This is a genomic window from Luedemannella flava, from assembly GCF_039528515.1.
In the GTDB taxonomy this organism is placed as follows: Bacteria; Actinomycetota; Actinomycetes; order Mycobacteriales; family Micromonosporaceae; genus Luedemannella; species Luedemannella flava.
Genome location: NZ_BAAALT010000104.1, coordinates 1 through 7,269, shown reverse-complemented (window position 1 = coordinate 7,269; position 7,269 = coordinate 1). Strand labels below are relative to the sequence as shown.

General features: G+C 61.7%; 8 protein-coding genes. 2 read left to right on the top strand and 6 right to left on the bottom strand.

Going from position 1 to position 7,269, the window contains the following annotated elements:
- Positions 1 to 68: 68 nt before the first annotated feature.
- From ABD211_RS18215 to ABD211_RS18195, 5 genes are all read right to left on the bottom strand, one after another.
- On the bottom strand, positions 69 to 866 hold the full coding sequence (locus ABD211_RS18215) for a PIN-like domain-containing protein (protein ID WP_425560452.1): 798 nt from the start codon (positions 864 to 866) through the stop codon (positions 69 to 71).
- A 276-nt stretch (positions 867 to 1,142) separates the two neighbouring features.
- Positions 1,143 to 1,868 carry a GntR family transcriptional regulator gene (locus ABD211_RS18210; protein ID WP_344132902.1) on the bottom strand — a complete coding sequence of 242 codons (726 nt, stop codon included), beginning with the start codon at positions 1,866 to 1,868 and terminating at the stop codon, positions 1,143 to 1,145.
- Between the two features lie 106 nt (positions 1,869 to 1,974).
- A complete protein-coding gene (locus ABD211_RS18205) occupies positions 1,975 to 2,205 on the bottom strand; it encodes a hypothetical protein (protein ID WP_344132899.1) in 231 nt (76 codons plus the stop codon).
- On the bottom strand, positions 2,202 to 2,534 hold the full coding sequence (locus ABD211_RS18200; RefSeq protein ID WP_344132896.1) for a hypothetical protein: 333 nt from the start codon (positions 2,532 to 2,534) through the stop codon (positions 2,202 to 2,204). Before ABD211_RS18200 ends, ABD211_RS18205 begins: the two co-directional genes overlap by 4 nt.
- Positions 2,535 to 2,560: 26 nt before the next feature.
- Positions 2,561 to 2,734 (bottom strand): hypothetical protein, encoded by a 174-nt coding sequence (locus ABD211_RS18195; protein WP_344132894.1) that lies wholly within the window; start codon positions 2,732 to 2,734, stop codon positions 2,561 to 2,563.
- Between the two features lie 84 nt (positions 2,735 to 2,818).
- Here ABD211_RS18195 and ABD211_RS18190 point away from each other — a divergent pair, with 84 nt between their 5' ends.
- Positions 2,819 to 4,045, top strand: a complete 1,227-nt coding sequence (locus tag ABD211_RS18190) for a helix-turn-helix domain-containing protein (protein ID WP_344132891.1) — start codon at positions 2,819 to 2,821, stop codon at positions 4,043 to 4,045.
- Between the two features lie 24 nt (positions 4,046 to 4,069).
- On the top strand, positions 4,070 to 4,540 hold the full coding sequence (locus tag ABD211_RS18185) for an NUDIX domain-containing protein (RefSeq protein ID WP_344132888.1): 471 nt from the start codon (positions 4,070 to 4,072) through the stop codon (positions 4,538 to 4,540).
- A 32-nt stretch (positions 4,541 to 4,572) separates the two neighbouring features.
- Here the strand turns inward: ABD211_RS18185 and ABD211_RS18180 are convergent, their stop codons facing one another.
- Entirely contained in the window at positions 4,573 to 7,044 is a 2,472-nt protein-coding gene (locus tag ABD211_RS18180) for a hypothetical protein (protein WP_344132885.1), read from the bottom strand.
- Positions 7,045 to 7,269: the final 225 nt, after the last annotated feature.

The window sequence follows — 7,269 nt, the reverse complement described above, 5'->3', positions numbered from 1 at the left end:
GGGATAGCTCCCGAGTGTGTAAATCTGTTCGCGGCTAACATAACCGTCCTGTTCGGCGGCGAGCCGAATCACTGACTCTTGTACGGAAGCCTCCACCGAGAGCCAANGAGGGCCGCGCCAGCGTACTCCAATAGCTGGGCCGGACGAATCATGAACAGGCTACCTCCGGAACGCTTGCGCATCTCTTCAACCAGTTCGATGCGGGCTCCTCGCCGTTCGCCGCTCTCCTCGCGCCACCAATCTTCCTTAACGTCACCGGTGACTAGCACGACATCACAACGCCTCTGCGCGGCCTCGATGAGCAACTGCTCCCAGACCAAGTAGTCTCCGGCAGCCGCCTCCTCGCCCTTGCGCTTATCCATGTAGCCGGGCGGCAGCCGCAGCTCGACACGGCGAAGTCCTTCGCGCACAGCCGCGTCATGCGACGACTCATCCAGTGCTGGTCCGACACGCCCTCGAAGAATTTCTCCGAGTGACTGAAGAATAGGATCCTTGCTAGTGTCCCGCGCCCACTCGATAGCCGATGGATCTGCAGACTCATCAACGCCAATAATCACACTATCGAAGGCAGCACTAAGTTCGCCTTGGAGTTCCTTGGAACGTTGCTCCGGGAGAGCCACCCGGTTCGCCCAGCTTCGAAAGGTGTTCAACGACTTGTCACGATGATCGGTCAAATCGTTGATCGCCTTATTGGTTCCCCGTGGATCTCGAAGTACCGACTCTCTATTACGCCAGAACTCCGCGACCACCTGGTGGGGGACCCAGAGTCGGTTAGCCAACGCTGTAAGGACAGCCAACAGATCGTCTCGCGCCTCTGTGGTGAACCGATACAGGTTCAGCAATACATTAGTGTCAATGGCAACCATGCCATCAGCCAGAGCCTTGCGATACTCATCAAGGGTCGGCGTAATGTATCCCTCAAAACCGTCGAACAGTCCGCGCGGACTATCCTCGGCCAGCCGTTCTGCGGCTGCGACTTCCCCAGCGGAACGCTCTTGGGTCACCTCAGCAGGGTACCAACCGACCACGGGCCCGCAGCTCCGTGATCGAGTGGAAGATATACCGCAATCCGGGCATCGGCCAAAAGCCGTCGAAGCCATATATATCGCCCATAATGCCCCAAGAATCCTTAAGCACGATCTTCAGCCGAGCGGGTAGCTGTCCTCGATCTCGTGACGGCTACCGGGCATGACCAGCATCGACGCCATGATGGGCACCCCGGAGGACTGGTAGACGCCGATCAGGACGCTCAACACGGCGTCGCTGTCGGAAAGTTGGAGAAGCGCCGCTTCGTCGGTGGTCGCGCGGCGCGCGGTGAGCCGTTCGCTGGCGTAATCACCGCGTAGGCCCTTGCGGCTCTGGATGTAGTCGAGCAAGCCGCCCGCGACTGGCTCCGGCTTGGTGATCTCGGTACCGGCCGCGATCTCCACCGGGATGAACACGGAGACCAGGTCGACCGGGCCGGCGTCGGCGACCGTGCGGCGACGGCGTTCGTACACGGGCGTGCCGTCCGGAATGCCAAGCGCCGCCGCCACGCGTGGCGCTGCGAGGACAGGGCCGACGTGCAGCATCTCAGCCTGAACGGTCTCGTCGAGATTAAGCGCATCGCGCAGGTAGTACGGGGACGTGCGACCCATCGGCGCGCGGCCCCGGACAAAGTGGCCGATACCTTGCCGCGACTCGATCCAGCCATCCTGGCGGAGGATCCCGAGCGCCTTGAGTACGGTCGGGCGCGACACCGCGAACTCCGTGCCGAGCTGGCTCTCTGACGGCAGCGCCGCCCCAGGCGCTAGTGCGCCACCCTCGATGCGCTCACGAAGAGCGTTCAGGACCCGCAGATACTTCGGCGGCGTCACTTCATAGGCCACGACAGGTCACCCGCCTCAGTAAAAGGTCAACTCATGTCAGAACAGGAGCGTATAGCTCGTAAACATGACCTTGCAAGCTGTGCAGCTTGAGCGAACAGCTGAGTCGTCAGACAACCCGCCGCAGCCGGATCAGCTCCGGTCGGGTCTTACCCGGCCACCGCCGGGGCAGACGCCCGTACCTCCCGAACACCCGCAGCGCGGTCCGGCGCAACTGGCACGGCCCGTCGGTCCCGCAGCTCTGGCACAGTCCGTCGCTGCTGGACACCGGGTGTTCGTCGAGCAGGACCTGGGCGTGCAGGAGATGGGCCTTCGCTTCGCTGGACAGGTACGTGCTCACCGCGCCGCCCTCGGCACGCCGTGCGCCACCTGCCGGTCCACAGCTGGCCGCACCCGCCGCAGGCCGGCCCACTGGACGTAGATGGTGCGCCGGTCGACCGCATCACCGCGCTTGTTGAGCACGTAGCCGCTGATCCAGCACCAGCGGCTGAGCCGATCACGGGGCTCGACCGAGGTCAGCCGGAGCGCAAACCCACGCCCGTCCGCGAACTGGACCGACGCGTCCCCGTCGACCCGGACCACGTCACCCGCCCGTAGCTCCTCCCCCGTGGTGGAAGGCACCGAGACGGGCGGGTTCATGTACGCGTCGCGGCTCGTACGGCCCGACACCCGTCCAGCACCCGTCCCGGCGCCGCTCACGACGACCGACCCCACGCCAGCCCGCTGCCGTTGCAGTCGGGGCACACCTGACGCTCACGGCAGCGGATGTCCTCCACCGCGTACGTGAGAACGTCGGTGCGTTGCGTGACGTACTTCCACCTTTCGCCCAGGCAACCTGGGCACTGCGGCTCAGCACTCGGCTCGGTCATGAGGACAACCCTCCGACCGAACTGGACACATCACCCGGAAAATTCTTCTGGGGTTGTTCCGGCGAGATAGAGGAAAGTGGGGACATGCGCGGGATGACGAACACGCTCACCATTGGCGAACGGGTCGCCTGGTACCGCCGCCGTCGCGGGATGTCCCAGGACGTGTTGGCCGGCCTTGTAGGCCGTACGGTCGACTGGCTGAGCAAGGTCGAGAACGACCGGATCGAGCTGGATCGGCTCTCTGTCATCAAGAACCTCGCCGACGCCCTGGACGTCGCCCTCGGCGACCTGATCGCCGAGCCGTCCCTGATGGAGTGGGTTGCCGACAGCGGCACGAAGACCATCCCGCGCCTGAGCGCCGCCCTCATGGACTACCGCCTAATCACGCCGGTCAGCAGCCCGAGCCCGATCGCCGAGATGCCCTCGCTTGTCAGCCTCGCTCAAGAGGTCGATGAGCTGTGGCAGGCGTACCAGGCATCCCGGTTCGGCTACGTGACCACACTCCTGCCGGAGACGCTGAGCCGGTGTCAGACCGCCGTCGAGGCGTACGACAGTGACGACCAGGTCCAGGCCCGCCGACTCCTCGCTTTCACCTACCAGCTCGCCGCCACGCAGATGACGAAGATCGGTGAGGTCGAGCTGGCATGGATCGCGGCTGACCGTGGCCTCGCCGCGGCCCGGATCACAGGCGACCCGGTCGCCATCGGCTCATTGCTGAGGTCCGTCGCACACGCCCTGCTCGCCGCCGGCCGATTCCGCGAGGCCATGCAGCTCATCCAGGACACGGCCAGCTACCTCGACCCGCACCTGTCCGACCCGTCGCCCGAACTATTGGCTGTACACGGGACGCTCTTCCTCACCGGCTCCATGGCTGCAGCCCGGGCCAACGACACCGACACGACCCGAACGTTTCTCAAGGCCGCCGACGAGTCCGCCCAGCGGATCGGCCAGGACGCTAACCACGTCTGGACGGCTTTCGGCCCCACCAACGTCGCGATCCACCGCGTCGCCACGGCCGGCGAACTCGGCAACGTCCAAGTCGCGATGGACCTCGGCCCACGCATCGACACCTCAGCCCTGCCGATGGAACGCCGAGTCCGCCACGCGCTCGAAGTCGCCCGCGCCTACAGCAGCTGGAACCGCACCGACGATGCGCTGAGCACTCTCCTCGCGGCCGAGCGGATCGGACCGGAACAGGTCCGCTACCACTTCCTGAGCCGTCAACTCGTCCTGACCTGGATCAAACGTCAGAAGGGCCGCCCGTCGTCGACCCTGGCCGACCTCGCCCATCGCCTCAAGGTGCTCGACTAATCCAGGCCGGTCTACGCTCCACCTGTGACCGAAGCGCCCAACACTGCCGCCTTCGCCCGCCCCCGCGTCGCCGCCGGAGCACTCTTTACTGACGAGGCCGGACGTGTCCTCCTGGTCCGGCCGACCTACAAACCTCACTGGGACATTCCTGGCGGGTACGTCGAGCCTGGAGAGTCTCCCCGTACAGCCTGCATTCGCGAAGTCCACGAAGAACTCACGCTAAGCATTCAGGCAGGCGAACATCTCGTCACCGACTGGGCACCCGCGTTAGGTGAGGGCGACAAGCTACTATTCATCTTTGATTTTGGAATTCTGGGAAAAGAAGCCGCATCTAAGATCATCCTTGGAGAAAACGAATTGTCGGAATGGCGTTTTGTTAAACCTTCCGAATTTGCCGAGTATGTTCCGGATCGCCTCGCGCGGAGAATACTAATTGCAATTGCAGCACGGGAGCGCGGCTCATCGGCCTATGCGGAACACGGCTATTCCGTTTGATCTCGAAGGTACGTCACCCGTTCAAATCAATGCTAGGCGCCAAACTCTTGTCCCAAGACTTCACGTGCCGCTCTCCTTACGTTGTCCGACGGATGCGATGTCGACAGCTCTAGTACCTGCTTCAAGCACCACAGGCGCTCTCCTCCCCTTGCCTTCCCGCCCTCCGGAATATCCCCAAATCCTTTCAATACACCGAGAACAGTACTGATTCCTGGGTCCAGCAAAAGGCTCAACAAGCGTGCACGTGCGAGGTCACGTTGTGGCACATCGAGTTCACTTGCTACTGCGAGTCCACGTGCAGCGAAATGCCGCACAACCCCTGACGTGTCCTCCGAGAGCTGGAGGAGTTCAGACAGTAACAACCAGCCGTCAGGTCTCCCCGCGGCGATTGCGATCGAGCACACTTCGGCCACCGATGCTCTTACATCAGCTTCGGAGTTTGACGCTAAACGCAGGATGGCTAGCCGTAGCTCCGCAATTGGGACTACATCGTGAGCAACTAGTAGCTTAAGCCAAGCGGCTTCAAGCTCATCGGCGTTACCTGAAAAGAAGACGTCGGGACCACTCGCTGGCAGCTCGGCCCAAACCTTAGCAATAGTGCGCCGAACATCGTCAGCAATAGCAAACGCACGAGTCGATAGAATTCCCAGTGCCGAGACCTTCTCGGTGGCCGGAACCTTTGGATGGCTAATTACCTCAAGCAGAGGACCCCATAGAGTCTGTCGATCAAATTCCACAATCAAGTAAGCACTCAACTGCGTCGGCGAATAGACGCGCCCGGAGTAGGCGCCCCGGTCCGCCTCGTTAACCATGTCCTGCAGAACATTCCGACAATGCTCAGCGGCCGCGGTGGCATCGCTTGGGCTCGGATTCGATCCGAGCCATCCATTGATAAGCGCCACAACCCGCTCTAGGCCGGTCAAGCCATCGATTATCTCCTGACCAACATATCCGACAAGTGCCCTCGACAAATTGGCTTGGTCCAGCGGCCTCAAGAATGATAGGAACCTGGGGTCCGCTAGGAGCAAAACCCATTCTTGTCGTACTTCCCCGGTGACCTCCTGCCACGATACGGCTCGGATGAGACGCAGCAGCGCAGAAAGTGCCACCTCGTCCTGCAGCGGAGCCAACTCCCGAGCCAAGAGAATGGCCTTCTCGGCAATCATTGGTTGATGAGAAGAGCGTGGCGCAAGAACTGCCGCAGTCTTCAGGGCGATCTCGACCCTACGCCGATTTGAGGCTTGACGCCTTCTCAAGCGGCCTTCCGCGCCATTATCAATGTAGTCGAACACTTGGAGAAGGGCAGAATCCACTTCGCCCTGATCAAGAAGGTCCGCACACATTTCGAGGACACTCATGTCGGATGGTGTGAGCCGGGCACGCCTACCAAGAAGGCTCACCGCCGCTTCTCGCATGACGTGTAACGGCCCGCTGACACGAGTACCGTGAAGAAGCCGCCTCAGCGCATCCCGCGAATCCGCCTGCCGAAGCAGCCTAATCGCGTGGCGTGTAGCGGACTCTTTATCCAAGTCGCGGTCGCCGCCTATCGCCAAAACTTGGCCCAGCAATTCGCGGTACTGACCGATCTTGTGAAGCGATCCGGAGAGTTCTACGTTGATCAGAGCCGACCAGAGTGATTGGCTAACCGGGTTGCCACTTCGAAAAATCGTGTGCGTGACCGCTGTGCCGGGGAAGCGCTCCTTGAAGGCTCCATCGATTGCCGCACTCAACCCCTTGACGACATCTCGCGCAGACCGCAGCTCGGCAATAGGCGGACTCGATCTCACAACCTCGGCCCATGATTCAGGAATCCCGTCCGCAGTGGCGATCAACAACGACCTTGCATTCTCTCGGATTAGCTCCAAGGCACGTCGTTGAGACTCTCCTGCGGACCAACTGATTCCCTTCGAAACCGAGAAGGTGCTCCATTGGTCACCCGCATTTGCGATCGCGTTAATCGCTCTCTTTGCATAATCCCTTGCTGAATCCGCTTCACCAAATTCGACGTACCGAACTGCCGCTTGCTGGGAAAGGACCGCCTGCAGAAGCGCGGACGACGATGCAGGAAGGCTAGCGCCCGGAATCTCGTCTAGTAGAGCGGTCATGAGCTGTATCGCCCCAGGCAAGCGTTCAACCTCGCTCGCTGTCATCGCGGCGACCAACGCCGCCGCAACTCGCTGACCTATTGGTGCGTGCGCCTCGCGCACGAAGGTGCTGAGCCGGTCTAAGCCCTCGTGCGCCTCGTCCGAGTCGAGGGCTACCCGCGCTGCGTCAAGCAGTTGCCGGCCTGTCTCGTGATTCTCGCCAGACGAATCTGATCCGTCCTCTTCGATCATCTTGTCTTGATAATCGGCATACGCACCGAGATCGAGTTGAAGCAACAGCGCGAATAGTTCCGAGTCTTGCACCGACTCCACATGGAAATTTGGATGCGGCGCCACGTCTCCAGGCGCGATGCACGCAACGACCCACTGGACTTCGCCGTCGTTCGCGACTTCGCTCATCCGGAGATCCCCTCCTCGGTTCCACGTGACACTGACCTAGTTGGCAAGTCAATGGCCGCGCGGCTCTTTGCGAGCCGAATCGTCTTGACCGTGGCGTTAATCTGAGCCGTCAGCCAATCTACGAACTGATCGGTCTCCGCATGGGGAAATACCTCGCATTCGCAGCCAGCGCCAACCTGGGCTGTCCTTAAAGCGTTATCTATCGTATCTCGCCTCAGCGGCGTC